The organism is Alloactinosynnema sp. L-07 (genome assembly GCF_900070365.1).
Lineage (GTDB): Bacteria > Actinomycetota > Actinomycetes > Mycobacteriales > Pseudonocardiaceae > Actinokineospora.
Map to the genome: position 1 here is coordinate 6,192,961 of NZ_LN850107.1, position 16,833 is coordinate 6,209,793.

The window sequence follows — 16,833 nt, forward strand, 5'->3', positions numbered from 1 at the left end:
GGCTACCAGGTCAGACCGTGGTCGAACGGGTACCGGATGGTCGCCGGATCGGCGCTGTCGGGCACGTCGACCGGCAGCTTGCCGCGCGGCGAGAACTCACCCGTGATCACTTTGGTGAGCGAGCGTAAGGACACCTCGCGCCACGAGTAGGTGGCCAGCCAGGTCGGTGCCCGCACGAAGCCCGCGTCGTAGGGGACCTGGGCGGCGACCGCGATCACCGGTTTCCCGGTGTCGAGCAGCCTCGATAACAACGTCCGCTGAGCGAAGTTGGCTGACAGGTTGTTCGTCAGCACCACCACGACCCCCACGCCCTGCGCCGCGGCCACCGCGTCGGCGATCTTGGTGTCGGTTGGCCGGGTGCCAGTGGGCAGCGCGCTCGCCGACCAGCCGCGCTCGGTCAGGTGCCCGGCCAACTGGGTAGGCGACTTGGTTGGACTGACTGTGTCCCCGACCCCCACGACCAGGGCGGTCGTTGGACTGCGGACGGGCAGCACGCCGTTGTCGTTGCTGAGGACCGTGACGGTCCGGTCGGTCAACCGCTGGACCGCCGCCAAGTGCTCCGGCGTGCCGACCAGCGCGGGGACCCGGTCGACGTTCACCAGCGGCATGGCCAGGATCCCGCGCTTCCACTTCAGCGCCACGATCCGCCGGACGCTCTCATCGATCCGCGCCTCGGACAGCCGACCCGACCGGACCGCCGCGAGCACCGAGTCCACCGCGAGCGTCAGGTTGGGCGGCATGAGCAACTGGTCGACGCCTGCCTCCAAGGCCAGCACCGGGATCTCCGCGTCGCCGAACATCTCCCGGACGCCCTGCATCCCCAGCGAGTCGGTGACGATGACACCCCGGTACCCCATCTCCGTCCGGAGCAGGTCGGTCATGATCGGCCGGGACACCGTCGCGGGCACGCCCGTCGGGTCCAGGCTGGGGAACTGGATGTGCGCGGTCATGATCGAGTCGATGCCCGCGGCCACCGCCGCGCGGAAGGGCGGCAGGTCGACCTCCCGCCACCGCGCCGCCGAGCGGGTGATGACAGGCAGACCGGTGTGGCTGTCGGTGGCCGCGTCGCCATGGCCGGGGAAGTGCTTGGCCGACGACGACACCGTGCCAGTGGCCCGCCCGCTCGCCTGGTAGCCACGGACCTCGGCGGCGACCAGTTCGGCGGCCAAGCCCGCGTTCGCGGAGAACGACCGGGCGCCGATGACCGGATTGAGCGGGTTGGAGTTGACGTCCGCGACCGGGGCGAAGTTCTGGTTGACCCCCATCGCGCGCAGCTCGTGGCCGTTGATCGAGGCCAGCGTGCGCGCGTCGGCGGCACTGCGGCCCGCGCCGATGGCCATGCTGCCGGGGAACTCGGTCGCGGGCGCCTCGACCCTGGTGACGTTGCCGCCCTCCTGGTCGATGGCCACCACCAGCGGCAGTCGCGCCCCGGAGTCGAGCGCGGCGCGCTGCAGGCCGTTGGAGAACGTGGCCAGCTGGGTGGGGCTGTCGACGTTGTCGGTGCCGCTGTTGTTGAAGTAGATGACCCCGCCGACCTGGTAGCGCTGGACGACCTGGGCCGGGGTATCGACGCCATAGGTGGCCCGGTTCATCGAGTGGGTCTCGTCGGCGGACTTGCCCCACACCGAAACGACGAAGAGCTGGCCGACCTTCTGTTCCAAGGTCATCCGGGCCAAGAGCGCGTCAGTCCACGTCCGCACCGCGAAGGTCCGACCCTCGTCGGGTGCCGGTCTGACCGCCGGGACGGCGCCTGCGGCCACGCTGACCGTCGCCATGGTGGCGAGGCTAGCGAGCAGCGCGGTGAGCGTTCGCCGGATCGGTCGTGTGGGCACCCGTTGCCTCCTGGTTGGCTCCCATCGCGGAATTTGTTCACAAGGAACAAGACCTAGCTGGAAGTTACCCACGTCACGATCACCGGGTCAACGGCGTGCCGCCCGCCTGTGGACAACTCGGATCCGGACAAAGAATTGGGCGGTTCCGCTCCGAAGAGCGGAACCGCCCAAACGACCTGCGCGACCACTCGGGTTACCAAGCGTGCAACGTTGTCGTATCAACATGGCCTCGGCGTCCGGCGTCCCGGTACGCAGTCCCTTGACGACATGCCTCCCGCGGCGTGCTGCGCGTGGGTGCTCGGTGCTCGCGCACGGAGTTCGCTCGGGGTGGATTGAGGCTTCTCTTCGCTTCATCCCTGGCCGACTCGAAGTCCGCATCTCCTTTGTACCCAGTGAGGAAGGTCACTTCAAGGGCACTTTCGGGTGCACCGGTCAAGTCGTTGGAAAGCATCGACCGGCACGCTTCGTGAGCGTAAGCTAGACGCTCTGCGCGCGCGTTAGGCGACTCGGACGAGCGGCGATACCGCCACTCGGGTGTAGTCGGAATCCATTGCGCACCATCACACCCACTCAGCGCCGACGGCGGCGGTGCAAGCCGTACCAGGCCGCCCCCGCGGTGGCGACGGCGCCGAGCCCGATCGCGGTCACCGCGACGGCCGTACCCGACGGGGCGTGGAAGCGCGACCGCAGCGACACCGGCTTGGAGAACGTCAGCACAGGCCAGCCACGCTCCGCCGCGACTTTGCGCAGACCCCGGTCCGGATTGACCACGGACGGGTGGCCAACGGCCTCCAGCATCGGCAGATCGGTGCTCGAGTCCGAGTAGGCGTGGCTCGCGGCGAGGTCATAGCCGTGTTCGGCGGCCAGGTCGCGCATCGCCGCGGCCTTGTTGTCGCCATAGCAGTAGAAGTCGATCTCCCCGGTGTACCGGCCTGCCGCGGCGACCATCCGGGTGGCCACACTGCGCGTCGCGCCGATCATCGCCGCTATCGGCGCGACGATCTCCGCGCCGGAGGCGGACACCACGACGACGTCATGGCCGTTGGCCTTGTGCTCGGCGACGAGCTCGGCGGCCTCGGCGTAGATCAGCGGATCGACGATGTCGTGCAGGGTCTCTTCCACGATCGAGCGAACTTGCTCGACGTCCCAGCCGGTGCACAGCGCCGTCAGGTGGGCCCGCATCCGCTCGACCTGGTCGGCGTCGGCGCCCGACGCGGCGAACACGAACTGGGCGTAGGCGCTCTTGAGCACACCGCGACGGTTGATGAGGCCGCCCTCGAAGAACGGCCTGCTGAAGGCCAGTGTGCTGGACTTCGCGATGACCGTCTTGTCCAGGTCGAAGAACGCCGCGACCCGGCCGGGCGCGGGCGGGTCCGCAGGGCTGCCGGGTTCGGTCACCTCGCCAGCATAGGAGCGGGTCCTCGGTGCCTGGCGGTGGGCCGCCGCGGGTGAACTCGGCCGCCGTCTTCAGCCGTTCTGTAGCCAAGACACGGGGTGGAGGGGATACAGTATTGCTGACCGGCCTCGTGCCGGGACGGTTCAGTCCGACCCCCCGGGGCTGAACCTCTGACGACCCCCGCCCCTCCCCCCTGGCGGGGGTCGTCCTATTTCCCAGGCATGGGCTTCCCCCTCCAGCTTGCCCGAGGCCACCGACAGTTCGCCGCCACGAATCCCGAACTGTCCACAGTGCCCTCGACTCATCCACAGGTTGACCAGCGGGTATTGCCGCTGCCCTGGCTTCGGAAGATCGTGATCACAGCGGCTCACCAGGGCCGCCCGATCCGAAGGGAGCCCGCCCGGATGAGCCGCTCGGTCGTCTGCGTCGAGGCAGACGCACTGCTCGACGAGGTGCTGCGCGTCGCCGCCGCCGCAGGGTGCACGCTCGACCGCGTCGCCGACGCCGCCGACCTCCGCACCCGCTGGCACGACGCGCCCATGGTCATCATCGACGCCGACACCGCGGCGGCCTGCCTGGCGTTCGCGTTGCCCCGCAGGGAAAGCGTGGTCGTGGTGAGCGGGGCGGACCCGCCGCCCACGATGTGGCCGGACGCCCTCGCTCTCGGCGCCCAGCGGGTGATCGCGCTGCCCGACGGCGAGGCCTGGCTGGTCGACGCGTTCGCCGACACCACCGAGCGTCCCGCGAACCAGGCGGGTCGAACGGTCGCGGTCATCGGCGGTCGAGGCGGCGCGGGCGCGTCGGTATTCGCCGCCGCCATGGCCTTGACCGCCCTGGACGCGGGACGCGACACGCTGCTCGTCGACTGCGATCCCCTGGGCGGCGGCCTCGACCTGCTGCTCGGCGCCGAGCAGAGCGACGGGATGCGGTGGCCAGACCTGCGGCTCACCTCCGGCCGGGTGCCCGCCGCAGGTCTGCGGGCCGCGCTCCCGAGCCGGGTAAAGGGCGACGCGCGACTGAGCCTGCTGTCGGGGGCGAGGGAGGGTGAGGGGCCAAGCCCGGACGCGGTGGCCGCGGTCCTCGACGCGGGCAAACGCGGCGGCGACCTGGTGATCTGCGACCTGCCCCGGGCGCCAGCCGAGGCGGCACAGGCCGCGCTCGACCGCACCGACCTGGCGATCCTTGTCATCCCCGCCGAGCTTCGCGGGTGCGCCGCCGCCCAGCAGGTGGCCGTCCGGATAGCTGCCCAAGGCCTTCGGGCCGCCGCTGTGGTTCGCACGTCGCCTGAGATGGGGCTCCGACCGCGGCAAGTCGCTGAGGTCTTGGGGCTTCCGCTGCTCGCGACCGTGCGAACCGATCCAGCCTTGTCGAGATCCCTCGACGCGGACGGATTCCGGGTCCGCCCGCGCACCTCACTCGCCCAAGCCGCCAGAGCCGCTTTGCGCGCCCTGCCCGCGTAGTCCGTCCACAAGGAACGTCCAGAGAGGAGTATCCGATGCACGTGCCCGCCACTGAACTTGTCGACCGCGTCCGAAGGCGGCTCGCAGGTTCGCCCGAGATCACCGCCGCCGCGGTCGCTCAGGCGGTCCGCGCCGAGGCACGCGGCCTGGTCGGACACGACGACGTGCTCTCAGCCCTGAACCTCGTGCGGCAGGAGTTCGTCGGCGCGGGCCCACTCGATCCGCTGCTGCGGGACCCGGCCACCACTGATGTGCTGGTCACCGCCCCGGACCAGGTCTGGGTCGACGGCCCGGACGGACTGCGCCGAACCGAGGTCGAGTTCCCCGACGACGCCGCCGTCCGCAGACTCGCCCAACGCCTCGCGATGGCCGCGGGCCGTCGCCTCGACGACGCTCAGCCCTACGTCGACGGCTGGGTTCCCGCCGCGGCGGGCGGCCGGGTCCGCATGCACGCGGTCCTCCCGCCGATCGCCGAGGCGGGCACCTGCCTCTCGCTGCGGGTGTTGCGCCCAGCCGCCCACGGCTTGGTCGACCTGGAGCGCCTCGGCACTTTCGACGGCCCGACCCGGGCGCTTCTCACCGCGATAGTCGGGGCCAGAGTCGCGTTCCTCGTCTCAGGAGGCACGGGCAGCGGCAAGACAACCCTGCTGTCGGCCTTGCTCGCCGCCGTTCCGCCCGCCGAACGCGTGGTCTGCGTCGAGGACGCGGGCGAACTGCAGCCCGACCATCCCCAGTTCATCCGCCTGATCACCCGCCCCCCGAACATCGAGGGCGCGGGCGAGATCACCCCACGCGATCTCGTCCGCCAAGCCTTGCGCATGCGCCCCGACCGCATCGTTGTCGGCGAGGTCCGCGGCGCAGAGGTCTGCGACCTGCTGTCCGCCCTCAACACCGGCCACGACGGCGGCGCGGGCACCGTCCACGCGAACTCACCCGCCGAAGTACCGGCACGCCTGGAGGCACTGGCCGCCCTGGGCGGCCTCGCCCGCGACGCCCTCCACAGCCAGGCCGCCGCCGCCATCCACCTGATCCTCCACATGCGACGCTCGGCCACCGGCGTCCGCCGACTGTGCGAGATCGCCTCCGTCGCGCGGACGGACGACGGCCTTCGTATTACTCCACTGTGGACACATGGAGACCCGGTCCCACCCGCGAGCGAGATCGGACTCACCCGGTGCTGACCTTGCTGCTGCTCGCCGGAGCCCTGTTGATGTGGCCTTCCGGCACCGCATCCCGCCGCTTGCGGGCCATGACAAGCCGCCGCCCAAAACTCCGACTCACCCGACCAACCCACATCACGCCGCTGGCAATTGCCTGCGTGGCCACCATCGGCTGGCTGACCGCGGGCCTGCCCGGCGCCGTCGCCGCCACCCTCATCGCGATCACCACTTGGCGGCAGCTCCACCACCGCAGGCAAAACCTAGAGTCCCAAGCCGCCACCGAAGGCCTAGCCGAAGCCCTCCGCTCCCTCGTCGCCGAACTCAAGGCGGGCGCGCACCCAGCCCAAGCCGCCGAAGCCGCCGCCACCGATGCCCACCCCACCGCGGCCACCGCCCTCCAAGCCGCAGCGACCGCCCTCCGCCACGGCAACGACATCGACGACGCACTCACCGCTCCGGAAACCCCGCCCGCCGTTGAAGCCCCACCAACCAGGCCACGCCCGAGGCCTGCGATCCGGCGCCGCACTCCCGCAGGCCGATTCACGCCCGTCGATCAGCGCACGCCCCCAGCCCGCCGACCGGCTCCACCTACCCGCGTGCCCGCGCCAATCGCCCAACGACTCGCGCCAACCCCCACCGTTGGCCCACTTACGCCTGCGGAACAGCCAACCCGCGCCGCCGGTGAGTTCACTCCACCCGCCCACCAATTCACACCAGCTCGGCGAAGGCGCAAGTCCAGCCCCCGACTGGCAGCGTTCCCTTTCCACCGTCAGAAGCCCGGTACCCGCCGAGCTAAACCCGGCAACGCACCCGGTCAACCCAGTTCGCCTGCGACCGTCACCCGTGCCAGAAAGTCATGGACCGCGACCGGCAGTTCCTACGCCCCGCAACCCATTCCTGTCCCGCTTGGCGGTCCCGACGGCCCGTCCGAGCATCCCGAGTTGGTCCGCACCCTGGTGCCCGACCGTTCCCCCACGCCCTGGCAAGCCCCAAAGCTGGCCCTGCCTCGCCTACCCGCAAGCCGGCGTTTCGCTGGTTCAGATCTCCCGAAGCTGAGCTCGCTGTGGGCCGTACTCGGTCCCGCGTCTCGCGCCTGGCGTCCCGCACGCGATCTTGCTCAGACATGTTCTGCCCCCAAGTCCGCCAGCCCTGGTCTCCTAACGACTGGTCCTGGCCACTCAGCACTCCGATCCCTCACTCGCGCATGGCGGCTCGCCACCCGGCACGGTCTTGCTCTCGCCGAGGTCCTCGAGGCCGTCCGCGTTGATCTGGACCACCAGGTTCGCTTCAACCGACAGGTCAACGCCCGGATGGCAGGCCCGCGCGCCAGCGCGCTGATGCTCGCACTCCTCCCCCTTCTCGCCCTGGCTCTCGGCGAGTCGATGGGCGCCGCGCCAATCGCGGTGCTGACCAGTTCTCCAGTCGGTCAGACCTTGCTCGTCATCGGCGTCGCGCTGGTGTGCGCCGGTGTCACCTGGACTGCCCGCCTCACCGGAAAGGCCACAAGATGACCGCGTTACTCCTGGCCATCGCCGTGCTCATCGGCTTCCCACACCGCTCGGCGCCTACCCGGCTCGCGCGCCTGTTCGGCAGTCCTCGACCGGGCGGACGCTTCTGGCCGCCCAAGGGCAAACGCTTTCGCCGCTTGTTCAGACGATCGTCGGGCTGGACCGTGCCAAGTCAGGCGCCACCGCCCGCCACCCGACATCCACCTCGGCGATTCGCCTTCATCGCCGCGGTATCGGCTGGGGTGCTGTTCGGCCTGGCGCTCGGGCTGGTCGCGGGGATCGTGGCAGCGCCGATCGCCGGATGGGTGACATTCCGCGCCGTCCGCGGCAGAGCGGCGCCGGTCGACGAGGCCACCCTGGCTGCCACTTGGGACCTGCTAGCCGCCTGTCTCACGGCCGGCATGCCAGTCCCAACCGCGATCCGTGCCATCGCCGTCGATCTGCCCGACCAGCCAGGCCGCGCGCTCCGTGACGTGGCGGGCCTGCTCGCCATGGGCGGAGATCCGGTCGAGGCATGGGCGGGCGCACTCAATTGCCCGCAAACGGCCGCGCTGGCAAGGGGAGCCCGCCGGACCGCCAGGTCGGGGGCCGCGTTGGCGGGCGTCGCCCGCGATCTCGCCGCCGACGTGCGCGCACGCGCGGCCGACGACGCCGAGGCGCGGGCCCAACGGGTGGCCGTGCTGGCCACCGGTCCACTGGCGCTCTGTTTCCTCCCAGCCTTCCTGTGCCTCGGCATCGTGCCGGTCGTGCTCGGGATGACCGATGTCCTGTCGAACCAACTGTGAAAGGAACCCAATGTGAACAACTTCATCAGCTCCGACGAAGGCATCGTGAGCAGCGAATGGGCGCTCACCATCCTGGTCGCCGCCGCGTTGTCCGCCGCGCTCTTGGCCATCGTCACCAGCTCTGGTGTGACGGAGAGCTTGACCGCACTGATCCAGCGCGCGCTGGACGGCGCATGACAGGCCGTTCCGACCGCGGCGCGGTCACCGTGGAAACGGCGTTGGTCATGCCGTTGCTCGCCACCGTCCTTGTGTTCTCCACCGGAGTCGTCGCGGGCGCCGCCGACTACATCAGATGCGTCGACGCGGCCAGGGAGGCGGCCCGCCTGACGGCCCGAGGCGAGCAGGACCGGGCACGGGCCGTGGCCTCGGAGATCGCACCGCGCGGCGCGGATATCCGGATCGCGCTGGAGGGGGACGCCATCTCGGTCGAGGTCCACGCCGACCCGGTTGCGGGCCTTGTTCCCGGCCTCCACGTGAGCGCGGCCGCGTTCGCTGTCGCCGAACCGGAAGACGGAGGAATGTGAATCGACAGAGCAGACCGGAGGACAGCGGATTCGCCACCGTCTGGGCCGCCGGGGTGATCGCGGCGTTGGCGGCGCTGATGTCGCTCGTCCTCGGCCTGGTGGCCGTGGTGGTCGCACGCCATCGCGCGGAGAGCGCCGCGGATCTCGCGGCCCTGGCCGGCGCCGTGCACGCGGTCGACGGCGAGGCGGTCGCCTGTGATCGGGCCCAGTGGGTGGCGGATCGGATGTCCGCGGAACTGGTCGACTGCGAGTTGCGCGGATGGGACGTGACGGTGCGGGTCGCGGTGGTGCCGCCGGGCGCGGCCGCGGTGTTCGGCCCGGCTGCGGCGGCCGCTCGCGCCGGCCCGGTAGTTGACGGTCGAACGGTCGACCTCGGACGGTGAACGGCATCACATCCGTCGCTCGATCGGTGGCTTGCGACCCTGGTCGCACACCGTGTCGATCTACATTCGCCCTGGTCAGGCCCGCCGCGCCGGGATGTCAAACGAGCGTGAAGGCGGCATGGTCGCAACCCGTATGAGTGAGCGACTCGGCGACGGTGACCGGTGCGGCGGTATTCGGTCGCCCCGTTACGTCAACATTCACTCACCTCTCGAAAGCGACCAGTTGTCGACTGCAAGTTACGTATCGCACGTCGAATGGCGTTGAGTCCTGTGTAGGACGCCGACCCCGGAGTCCGCACGGCGAGGAGGCACCACCCCACATGTTGGCAACCGAGAGGTCGGATAGCTGGCGGAGAGCTTTCAAGGTCGAACTGCGGGCGGAGGCGATCGGCCTCGCGTTCCGGGGCTGGCCGGTTCTGCCGGGCACCTACCCGACGGGTGCGCACTGGGCTGGCCGCGACGGTTTGGAGGACGCCGGTCCCGCCCCGGTCCACCGCGACTGGGAAGAACGCATCGGCACGAAGGCCGAGCAGGTGGCGACCTGGTGGACCGGTCGCCCGTACACCCTGCTGATGGCCACGGGCCGCGTGTACGACGCGATCGAGGTCGATGACGACCTCGGCAGGCGTGCTGCGGGCGTGCTGCGGTCGGTGGGGATTCCCGTGCCGATCATCGCCACACCGGAGCGGCGCTGGTACTTCCTGACCCTGACCGGTGTCGCGCTACACCGCGACCTCGCCGTCGACCCGAGTATCACCCTGCACGGCGCGGGCAGCTGGATCAGCCTGCCGCCGAGCCCGTATCAGCACGGAATCGTGCACTGGCGGGTCAAGCCCGAGGTGTGCGGCTGGGAGATCCCGCACTCGCACATCGTCCAGGACGCGTTGCTCGACGCACTGCACGAACCGACGCAGGACCGGCTGGTCAGCCAGCTCGTCGGCGCCGACTAGCGAAGACCGAACCAGACCACTGTGGCCAACGGGCTCCCGACCCGCCCCATCGCCTGAGGCCACCTGCTACGCCTGTCCGATGTCTCCCGCCACCTCCCGCCCTCGGCGGGCGTCGGACCGGCAGCCAGCCGAGCACTATCTGGAGGCGACGGCCTCCCGCACCGCCAGTGAACCGAGGACCTGCGGCACCGCCCGCCGCAGTCGGCGTAACCCCGCCCTGGGATGAACCGCCTGCCCGACACGGACGCCTCCCAACGTGTCGAGCGCAGCGCGAGTGAACCCGCCGACGGTCTCGGACTTCGCAGCGGACAGCGGTAGCAGGCCAGTCGCACGCTCGGCGGCATGCAGCGCGCCGGGGATGCGCGCCGGTGTCAACACCGGCGCCCCCCGGCGCCTGCCGCATTCAAGGGAAGTCAGGCCGAGGATTGCCGAAGTCCACTCAGGACGGTAGACAACACCGCGACGGCCCCCGCTTTGTCCAAGGGCTCGTTCCCGTTGCCGCACTTGGGTGACTGCACACAGGACGGACAACCTGCCGGGCATTCACACGCTCTGATCGCCTTACGCGTTGCTGTGAGCCAGGGGAGCAGTGCCAAGTGACCGCGGTCGGCGAAGCCCGCGCCGCCAGGGTGGCCGTCGTGGACGAACACCGTCGCTCGCCCTGTGTCTGGGTGCTGCGCGGTCGACACGCCGCCGATGTCCCAGCGATCGCAAGTGGCGAACAGCGGAAGCAGGCCGATCGCCGCGTGTTCGGCGGCGTGTAGGGCGCCGGGGATGTCGGCGGGGGTGAGGCCCGCAAGACCGGCGAGTAGGTCGTCGGTCAAGGTGTACCAGACCGAGCGGGTGGTCAGGGTGTGCTCGGGCAGGTCGAGCGGTACCTGGTCAAGGACCTCGCCGGACGGCAGTCGTCGCAGGTAGGCCACCACCTGAGAGGTCACGGCGACCTCGCCGAGGCACACCGTCACCTCCCCGCCTGCCACTCGGTGGACCTGGCGGGACAAGGTGTTGAGGACGGTGATGTCGACCAGTTCGCGCGGTTGGGTCGACCAATCCGGGTTCTCCGCGTGCACCATCGCGAGCCCGGCGTCGAGATCCAGGTCGTCGACGACGTAGGACGCGCCTTGGTGCAAGTAGACCGCGCCAGGGTGGACTGTTGTGCATGCGCTGCCTGGTCCGACGGTCCCGAGCATTCGGCCGGAGTCCTCTTCCACCACCGCGATCTGCTCTCCGCCGGAGCCGCGGATGTCCACGTCGCCGTGTGGGCGGTCGCGGGAGGTCCAGTACCAGCCCGCAGGGCGTTTGCGCAGGACTCCGTCGTCGACCAGGCCGTCGAGGACTGTCTGGGCGTTCGGGCCGAACGGTGCCAGGCAGTCCGGTGTCAGTGGCAGTTCGGCCGCGGCGCAGGCCAGTTGTGGGGCCAGTACATAGGGGTTGCCGGGGTCGGTGACGGTCGCCTCGATGGGCTTGTCGAGTACCGCGGCGGGGTTGTGCACCAGGTAGGTGTCCAGTGGGTCGTCGCGGGCTACGAAGACGACCAGCGAGCCGTCCCCGGCTCGGCCCGCGCGCCCGGCCTGTTGCCAGAACGACGCCACGGTGCCTGGGTAGCCCGCGACGACGACCGCGTCGAGGCCCGCTATGTCGACGCCGAGTTCGAGTGCGTTCGTGCTGGCCACACCTAGCAGTTGGCCGGTGGTCAGCGCCTTCTCCAACGCGCGTCGCTCCTCTGGGAGGAAGCCGGAGCGGTAGGCGGCGACCCGGTCGGCGAGGTCTGCGTCCACTTCGGACAGAATGCGTTTGGCGCTGAGGGCGGTCAGCTCCGCGCCGCGTCGGGAGCGGATGAAGGCGAGGGTGCGGGCGCCCTCGATGACCAGGTCGGCGAGGATTCGCGCGGTTTCCGCGCCCGCCGATCGGCGGACCGGGGCGCCGTTCTCGCCGGAGAGGTCGTCGAGCAGTGGCGGTTCCCAGAGTGCGACCGTCCTGGCGCCGCGGGGGGAGCGGTCGTCGGTGATCGCCACGCAGTCCACACCGGACAGGCGGGTGGCCGACGCGGCGGGGTCGGCGACGGTGGCCGAGGCGAGCACGAACACCGGGTCAGCGCCGTACTTGCGGGCGACGCGGCGCAAGCGGCGCAGGAGGAGGGCGACGTGGGAGCCGAAGACGCCGCGGTAGCTGTGGCACTCGTCCACGACCACGTAGCGCAGCTGCCGGAAGAACGTGGCCCAGCGGGCGTGCGCGGGGAGTACGCCGCGGTGGAGCATGTCGGGATTGGTGAAGATCCACCGGCCGTGGGCGCGGGCCCAGTCGCGCTCGGCCATCGGGGTGTCGCCGTCGTAGGAGCACGCCCGTAGGTCGCCGAGGTCCAGTTCGCGCAGGGAGCGCAGCTGGTCGGCGCCGAGGGCTTTGGTGGGTGAGAGGTAGAGCGCTGTCGCGCGCGGGTCTTCGGTCAGCGCGGAGATCACCGGCAGTTGGTAGGCCAGTGACTTCCCCGACGCGGTTCCGGTCGCGATCACCACGCTGCGGCCGCTGTGCGCGTGGTCGGCGGCCTCGGCCTGATGCGCCCAAGGCGAGTCCACTCCGCAGCGGGCGAAGGACTCGATCACTCGGGTCGGTGCCCAGGGCGGCCAGGGGGCGACGGTGGGTTCGCGTTCGGGAAGTTCGGCCACATGGGTGAGGGGGTTCTCTCCGGCGGGCACCCCGGCGAGCACCCGTTTGAGCAGCAGTCCGCCGCGTTCCGCACCCACCGGTCGAGCTTCGCACACCGGGGCGACGTCATTGCCCGAAAGGCTTTCCCAAAGGAGATGATCATGAGACTTTGGTCACATTAAGCCCACGTAACATAACGGACAGTGCACGTTATGGGACGGCTCGCGTCTGTGATCCGCCTTACCAATAGACTCCGCCGTCATCCCACCGATTGTGGTGGTGCACACGTCGAAATCGGAGTCGACGCACGCTTGGGCGGATGTCGGCGCTGAAACAGGCAGATCATCAGGAGGACGGATGTCCGGGCAGTCCCTCGCGGCCGACCTGACGCTCACCGGCGGCGATCGCGGTGTTGTCGTCGTGGTCGCCGTGATCGCCCTCGCCGCTCTTGCCGTCGGCTATGTCCTGCTCAAAGAGGTTCTGGCCGCAGGCCAAGGAACCGCCAAGATGCAGGACATCGCCAAAGCGGTCCAAGAGGGCGCCGCGGCGTATCTCAAGCGACAGCGCAATACGCTTCTGATCTTCGGCAGCGCGGTTTTCCTGCTGCTGTTCTTGCTCCCCGCGGATAGCGTCGGCGAACGAGTAGGCCGCTCGCTGTTCTTCTTGGTGGGCGCGACTTTCTCGTTCACCATCGGCTATCTCGGCATGTGGCTGGCGACGCAGGCGAACCTGCGCGTGGCCGCGGCCGCCAATGAGCCGGAGGGTCGGGAGAAGGCCACCCGGATCGCGTTCCGCACCGGTGGTGCGGTCGGCATGGCGACCGTCGGTCTCGGCCTGTTCGGCGCGGCCATCGTGGTGCTCGTCTACACCGGCGAAGCTCCGAAGGTGCTGGAGGGCTTCGGTTTCGGCGCCGCGCTCATCGCGATGTTCATGCGTGTCGGCGGCGGTATCTTCACCAAGGCCGCCGACGTCGGTGCCGACCTGGTCGGCAAGGTCGAGCAGAACATCCCCGAGGACGACCCCCGCAACGCGGCGACCATCGCCGACAACGTGGGTGACAACGTCGGTGACTGCGCGGGCATGGCGGCCGACCTGTTCGAGTCCTACGCGGTGACCCTGGTCGCCGCGCTGATCCTGGGCACCACCGCGTTCGGTGTGCAGGGCCTGCTGTTCCCGCTGATCGTGCCCGCGCTCGGCGTGATCACCGCGATGCTGGGTGTCTACATCACCAAGGCGCGTCCGGGAGAGGGTGGCCTGACCGCGATCAACCGCTCCTTCTACATCTCCGCAGTGTTCTCGGCAGTCCTGTGCACGGCGGCGGCGTTCATCTACCTGCCGACCACCTTCGGCGAGCTGACCGGTCTGTCCACTGAGGCCGCCAACACCCCGGGCAGCCCGGCGCTGATCGCGTCCATCGCCGTGATCATCGGCATCGTGCTCGCGGGCGTGATCCTCTGGCTGACCGGCTACTACACCGGCACCGAGCACAAGCCGGTCCAGGAGGTCGGCAAGACCTCGCTCACCGGTGCGGCCACGGTCATCCTGTCGGGTATCTCGGTGGGTTTCGAGTCGGCCGTCTACACCGCCATTGTCATCGGCGGCGCGGTCTACGGCGCGTTCCTGCTTTCCGGCTCGCTCGTCATCTCGCTGTTCGCCATCGCGCTGGCGGGCTGCGGTCTGCTGACCACGGTCGGCGTCATCGTCGCGATGGACACCTTCGGCCCCGTCTCCGACAACGCCCAGGGCATCGCCGAGATGTCCGGCGACGTGCACGGTGATGGCGCGCAGATCCTGACCGAGCTCGACGCGGTCGGCAACACCACCAAGGCGATCACCAAGGGCATCGCGATCGCCACGGCGGTACTCGCCGCGACGGCGCTGTTCGGGTCGTACCAGACCGCGATCACCGAGGCACTCGCCGAGGTGGGCGGCACGTTCGGCGACAAGGACTTCATCGTCTTCAGCCCGAACGTGCTCGTCGGCATCCTGATCGGCGCGTCGGTCGTGTTCATGTTCTCCGGTCTCGCGGTCAACGCGGTGACGCGCGCGGCGGGTGCGATCGTGTTCGAGGTGCGCCGCCAGTTCCGTGAGATCCCGGGGATCATGGAGGGCACGGGCAAGCCGGAGTACGGCAAGGTCGTCGACATCTGCACGCGCGACTCCCTTCGTGAGCTGGCCACGCCTGGTCTGCTCGCTGTGCTCGCCCCGATCGCCGTCGGCTTCGGCCTCGGCGTCGGCCCGCTGGCGGGTTACCTGGGCGGCGCCATCGCGACGGGCACGCTCATGGCGGTGTTCCTCGCCAACTCCGGTGGCGCGTGGGACAACGCGAAGAAGCTGGTCGAGGACGGCAACCACGGTGGCAAGGGGTCCGAGGCGCACGCCGCCACGGTCATCGGTGACACCGTCGGCGACCCGTTCAAGGACACCGCCGGTCCGGCGATCAACCCGCTGATCAAGGTGATGAACCTGGTCTCGCTGCTGATCGCCCCCGCGATCGTCACGTTCACGGTCGGCGCCGACGCGTCGACCGGCCTGCGGGTCGCCATCGCCGCCATCGCGGTGGTGCTGATCGTGGTCGCGGTCGTCGTGTCCAAGCGTCGTGGCACCGCGATCGCCGACACGCCTGCGGAGACGGTCTCCAACGGCGTCTGAGGTCGCTCAGAACAAGGGCCGGTTCCGCCGCTGGCGGGACCGGCCCTCGTTCTTGTACTGCGGGTCACGGGCTGTCGTGGAACCATCACAAGCGCCCTCGTTCGCCCCAGGTCAAGGAGTTGACCATGGTTCGTCGTCTCGCCGCGGTCGCGGTACTCGCGTTGTCGCTCGGCATCGCGGGCTGCGGTTCCGACACACCGAGCACCTCCGGCGGCACGTCGGCGGCAACCGGGGCAGGCGGCGGTGGTGACGCCGTCGCCTGGGCCGAGAAGGTCTGTTCCACGGTCGCCCCGGAGCGTGAGGCGTTCAGCAAGGTGCCGAACATCGACCCCACCGACCCGGTGAAGGCCCGTGACGGCATGGTCGCCTACCTCGACGACCTGGTTAAGGCCCTCGAACGGATGGTCAGCGGAATCCAGTCCGCGGGCAGCCCGCCGGTCGCCGACGGAGAGACCGCGGCCAAGCGCGTGGTCGACACGCTGGAGGAAGCGAAGGCGACGGTGAGCACCGCCAAGGACAACCTGGCGAAGGTCGACGTGACCGACCCGGCCGCGTTCCAGGCGGGATTTACTCAGGTAGGTACCGACCTGCAGAAGCTCGGCGAGATGGAGGACCCGACCAAGGGCCTGCGCGGCAACCGCGAGCTCAACGAGGCCTTCGAGAAGGCGGCCAGCTGCAAGGCGCTGCAGGACCCGGGCGGCGCCACGCCGACCTCCTGAGCCGGACGACTCGCACGATCCGGTGATCGCCCGACGCTTTACCGTGATCGAACTCTTGTTCTATTCTGGCAGTCGTGGCGCTGCAGATGTCCTTCTTCTCCGCCGAGGCGACGCGGCCGCGGGTCGCAGATCTCGCGGGACTGCTCTGCGGACCGGGGCAGACCGCTGTGTTCGCCAAGGCGACCGCGCGTCTGATGGTTCCGGTCGAGGACGCGTGGCGGGCGCGGGCGCTGGTGGCCGCCTGCGCCGAGCGGGGCGTGCGGGCGCAGATCCGCGTCGAGGACGACGCGCGGACGCTCTGCACGGCGTTCAGGGCCGACCTGGGCCCCCTGGCCGCGGCGTGGTCCAGCGGCGTCCAGTCCGGTGGCACGCATAAGACAGTGCCTGGCGGGTTCACGCCAGACGGCGCGACGTTGCGGATGTGGGTGCTGGCGGCGGGCAGGTGGGTGGACAGCGGATACCTGCTGCCGCTCGACCCGGCCGCCCCGCAGACCCACGAGCCGCTGCTTGACGCACTGGGCAGATGCGGTCTACCTGCGACGATGCTGGCAGGCGGCAGTGGTGTCAAGATCATCGGCAGGCGGCGGCTGGGGCGCCTGTCCGAGCTGGTCGGACCGCCCGTCGATGCTGGGTGTGGTGACCACTGGCCCGCGGTTTCGCGGATGCGCGTCGTGTCCTGACCGTGCTACAGGTGGTAAAGGTTCATACTCGTTCGGCCGATCTCCATGCCACGGGGAGTGCCCCTGAAATAGGGCATTCGCCGGCCAGCGTGCACACTGACTGGCTGACACGGGGCTAAGGACGGCTTCATAGAGAGCGGG

General features: G+C 69.9%; 16 protein-coding genes. 11 read left to right on the forward strand and 5 right to left on the reverse strand.

Annotated elements, in window-relative coordinates; translation table 11 throughout:
- Positions 1–2: 2 nt before the first annotated feature.
- On the reverse strand, positions 3–1,775 hold the full coding sequence (locus BN1701_RS28290) for a glycoside hydrolase family 3 protein (protein ID WP_054056195.1): 1,773 nt from the start codon (positions 1,773–1,775) through the stop codon (positions 3–5).
- A 627-nt stretch (positions 1,776–2,402) separates the two neighbouring features.
- Positions 2,403–3,230: an HAD family phosphatase gene (locus BN1701_RS28295; RefSeq protein WP_054053833.1), complete on the reverse strand. Its 828-nt coding sequence runs from the start codon at positions 3,228–3,230 to the stop codon at positions 2,403–2,405.
- Positions 3,231–3,632: 402 nt separating this feature from the next.
- On the opposite strand from BN1701_RS28295, the gene ssd reads away from it, so the two are divergent.
- The gene (gene ssd, locus BN1701_RS28300) at positions 3,633–4,688 is read left to right on the forward strand and encodes a septum site-determining protein Ssd (RefSeq protein ID WP_054053835.1); all 1,056 of its coding nucleotides are present in this window, start codon (positions 3,633–3,635) and stop codon (positions 4,686–4,688) included.
- Between the two features lie 35 nt (positions 4,689–4,723).
- Entirely contained in the window at positions 4,724–5,869 is a 1,146-nt protein-coding gene (locus tag BN1701_RS28305) for a TadA family conjugal transfer-associated ATPase (RefSeq protein WP_054053837.1), read from the forward strand.
- On the opposite strand, the gene BN1701_RS28310 is transcribed toward BN1701_RS28305, so the two are convergent.
- Together BN1701_RS28310 and BN1701_RS36080 are read right to left on the reverse strand one after the other, a co-directional pair.
- Positions 5,856–6,077 (reverse strand): hypothetical protein, encoded by a 222-nt coding sequence (locus BN1701_RS28310; RefSeq protein WP_054053839.1) that lies wholly within the window; start codon positions 6,075–6,077, stop codon positions 5,856–5,858. The two genes, BN1701_RS28305 and BN1701_RS28310, sit on opposite strands and share 14 nt — an antisense overlap.
- A 58-nt stretch (positions 6,078–6,135) precedes the next feature.
- Complete coding sequence (locus BN1701_RS36080; RefSeq protein WP_157368264.1) at positions 6,136–6,273, reverse strand: hypothetical protein; 138 nt, start codon at positions 6,271–6,273, stop codon at positions 6,136–6,138.
- Between the two features lie 885 nt (positions 6,274–7,158).
- Here BN1701_RS36080 and BN1701_RS28315 point away from each other — a divergent pair.
- The 6 genes from BN1701_RS28315 (at position 7,159) to BN1701_RS28335 (ending at position 9,998) form a co-directional block, all read left to right on the forward strand.
- A complete protein-coding gene (locus BN1701_RS28315) occupies positions 7,159–7,359 on the forward strand; it encodes a hypothetical protein (protein WP_054053841.1) in 201 nt (66 codons plus the stop codon).
- Positions 7,356–8,141 (forward strand): type II secretion system F family protein, encoded by a 786-nt coding sequence (locus BN1701_RS34755; protein WP_082860107.1) that lies wholly within the window; start codon positions 7,356–7,358, stop codon positions 8,139–8,141. The genes BN1701_RS28315 and BN1701_RS34755 overlap by 4 nt, the downstream gene beginning before the upstream one ends.
- A 12-nt stretch (positions 8,142–8,153) precedes the next feature.
- Entirely contained in the window at positions 8,154–8,318 is a 165-nt protein-coding gene (locus tag BN1701_RS34760; protein WP_082860108.1) for a DUF4244 domain-containing protein, read from the forward strand.
- Positions 8,315–8,665: a TadE family type IV pilus minor pilin gene (locus BN1701_RS28325; RefSeq protein WP_054053843.1), complete on the forward strand. Its 351-nt coding sequence runs from the start codon at positions 8,315–8,317 to the stop codon at positions 8,663–8,665. Before BN1701_RS34760 ends, BN1701_RS28325 begins: the two co-directional genes overlap by 4 nt.
- The gene (locus BN1701_RS28330; RefSeq protein ID WP_054053846.1) at positions 8,662–9,048 is read left to right on the forward strand and encodes an Rv3654c family TadE-like protein; all 387 of its coding nucleotides are present in this window, start codon (positions 8,662–8,664) and stop codon (positions 9,046–9,048) included. Before BN1701_RS28325 ends, BN1701_RS28330 begins: the two co-directional genes overlap by 4 nt.
- A 320-nt stretch (positions 9,049–9,368) precedes the next feature.
- Positions 9,369–9,998: a bifunctional DNA primase/polymerase gene (locus tag BN1701_RS28335; protein ID WP_054053848.1), complete on the forward strand. Its 630-nt coding sequence runs from the start codon at positions 9,369–9,371 to the stop codon at positions 9,996–9,998.
- Positions 9,999–10,411: 413 nt separating this feature from the next.
- Here the strand turns inward: BN1701_RS28335 and BN1701_RS28340 are convergent, their stop codons facing one another.
- Positions 10,412–12,739, reverse strand: a complete 2,328-nt coding sequence (locus tag BN1701_RS28340) for a DEAD/DEAH box helicase (RefSeq protein WP_054053850.1) — start codon at positions 12,737–12,739, stop codon at positions 10,412–10,414.
- 259 nt (positions 12,740–12,998) lie between these two features.
- Between BN1701_RS28340 and BN1701_RS28345 the strand changes: the two genes are divergently transcribed.
- The 3 genes from BN1701_RS28345 to BN1701_RS28355 all read left to right on the forward strand — a co-directional run bounded on the left by BN1701_RS28345 (position 12,999) and on the right by BN1701_RS28355 (position 16,692).
- Positions 12,999–15,293: a sodium-translocating pyrophosphatase gene (locus BN1701_RS28345; RefSeq protein ID WP_054053852.1), complete on the forward strand. Its 2,295-nt coding sequence runs from the start codon at positions 12,999–13,001 to the stop codon at positions 15,291–15,293.
- A 125-nt stretch (positions 15,294–15,418) separates the two neighbouring features.
- Complete coding sequence (locus tag BN1701_RS28350) at positions 15,419–16,012, forward strand: hypothetical protein (protein WP_157368265.1); 594 nt, start codon at positions 15,419–15,421, stop codon at positions 16,010–16,012.
- A gap of 74 nt (positions 16,013–16,086) precedes the next feature.
- Positions 16,087–16,692, forward strand: coding sequence for a hypothetical protein (locus tag BN1701_RS28355; protein WP_231949737.1), 606 nt, complete (start codon positions 16,087–16,089; stop codon positions 16,690–16,692).
- Positions 16,693–16,833 lie beyond the last annotated feature (141 nt).

Coding starts and splice junctions, on each gene's coding strand:
- BN1701_RS28315 (WP_054053841.1), top strand. CDS start 7,159: ATGGCAGGCCCGCGCGCCAGCGCGCTGATGCTCGCACTCCTCCCCCTT.
- BN1701_RS28290 (WP_054056195.1), bottom strand. CDS start 1,775: ATGGCGACGGTCAGCGTGGCCGCAGGCGCCGTCCCGGCGGTCAGACCG.
- BN1701_RS34755 (WP_082860107.1), top strand. CDS start 7,356: ATGACCGCGTTACTCCTGGCCATCGCCGTGCTCATCGGCTTCCCACAC.
- ssd (WP_054053835.1), top strand. CDS start 3,633: ATGAGCCGCTCGGTCGTCTGCGTCGAGGCAGACGCACTGCTCGACGAG.
- BN1701_RS28305 (WP_054053837.1), top strand. CDS start 4,724: ATGCACGTGCCCGCCACTGAACTTGTCGACCGCGTCCGAAGGCGGCTC.
- BN1701_RS28350 (WP_157368265.1), top strand. CDS start 15,419: ATGGTTCGTCGTCTCGCCGCGGTCGCGGTACTCGCGTTGTCGCTCGGC.
- BN1701_RS28325 (WP_054053843.1), top strand. CDS start 8,315: ATGACAGGCCGTTCCGACCGCGGCGCGGTCACCGTGGAAACGGCGTTG.
- BN1701_RS28345 (WP_054053852.1), top strand. CDS start 12,999: ATGTCCGGGCAGTCCCTCGCGGCCGACCTGACGCTCACCGGCGGCGAT.
- BN1701_RS28335 (WP_054053848.1), top strand. CDS start 9,369: ATGTTGGCAACCGAGAGGTCGGATAGCTGGCGGAGAGCTTTCAAGGTC.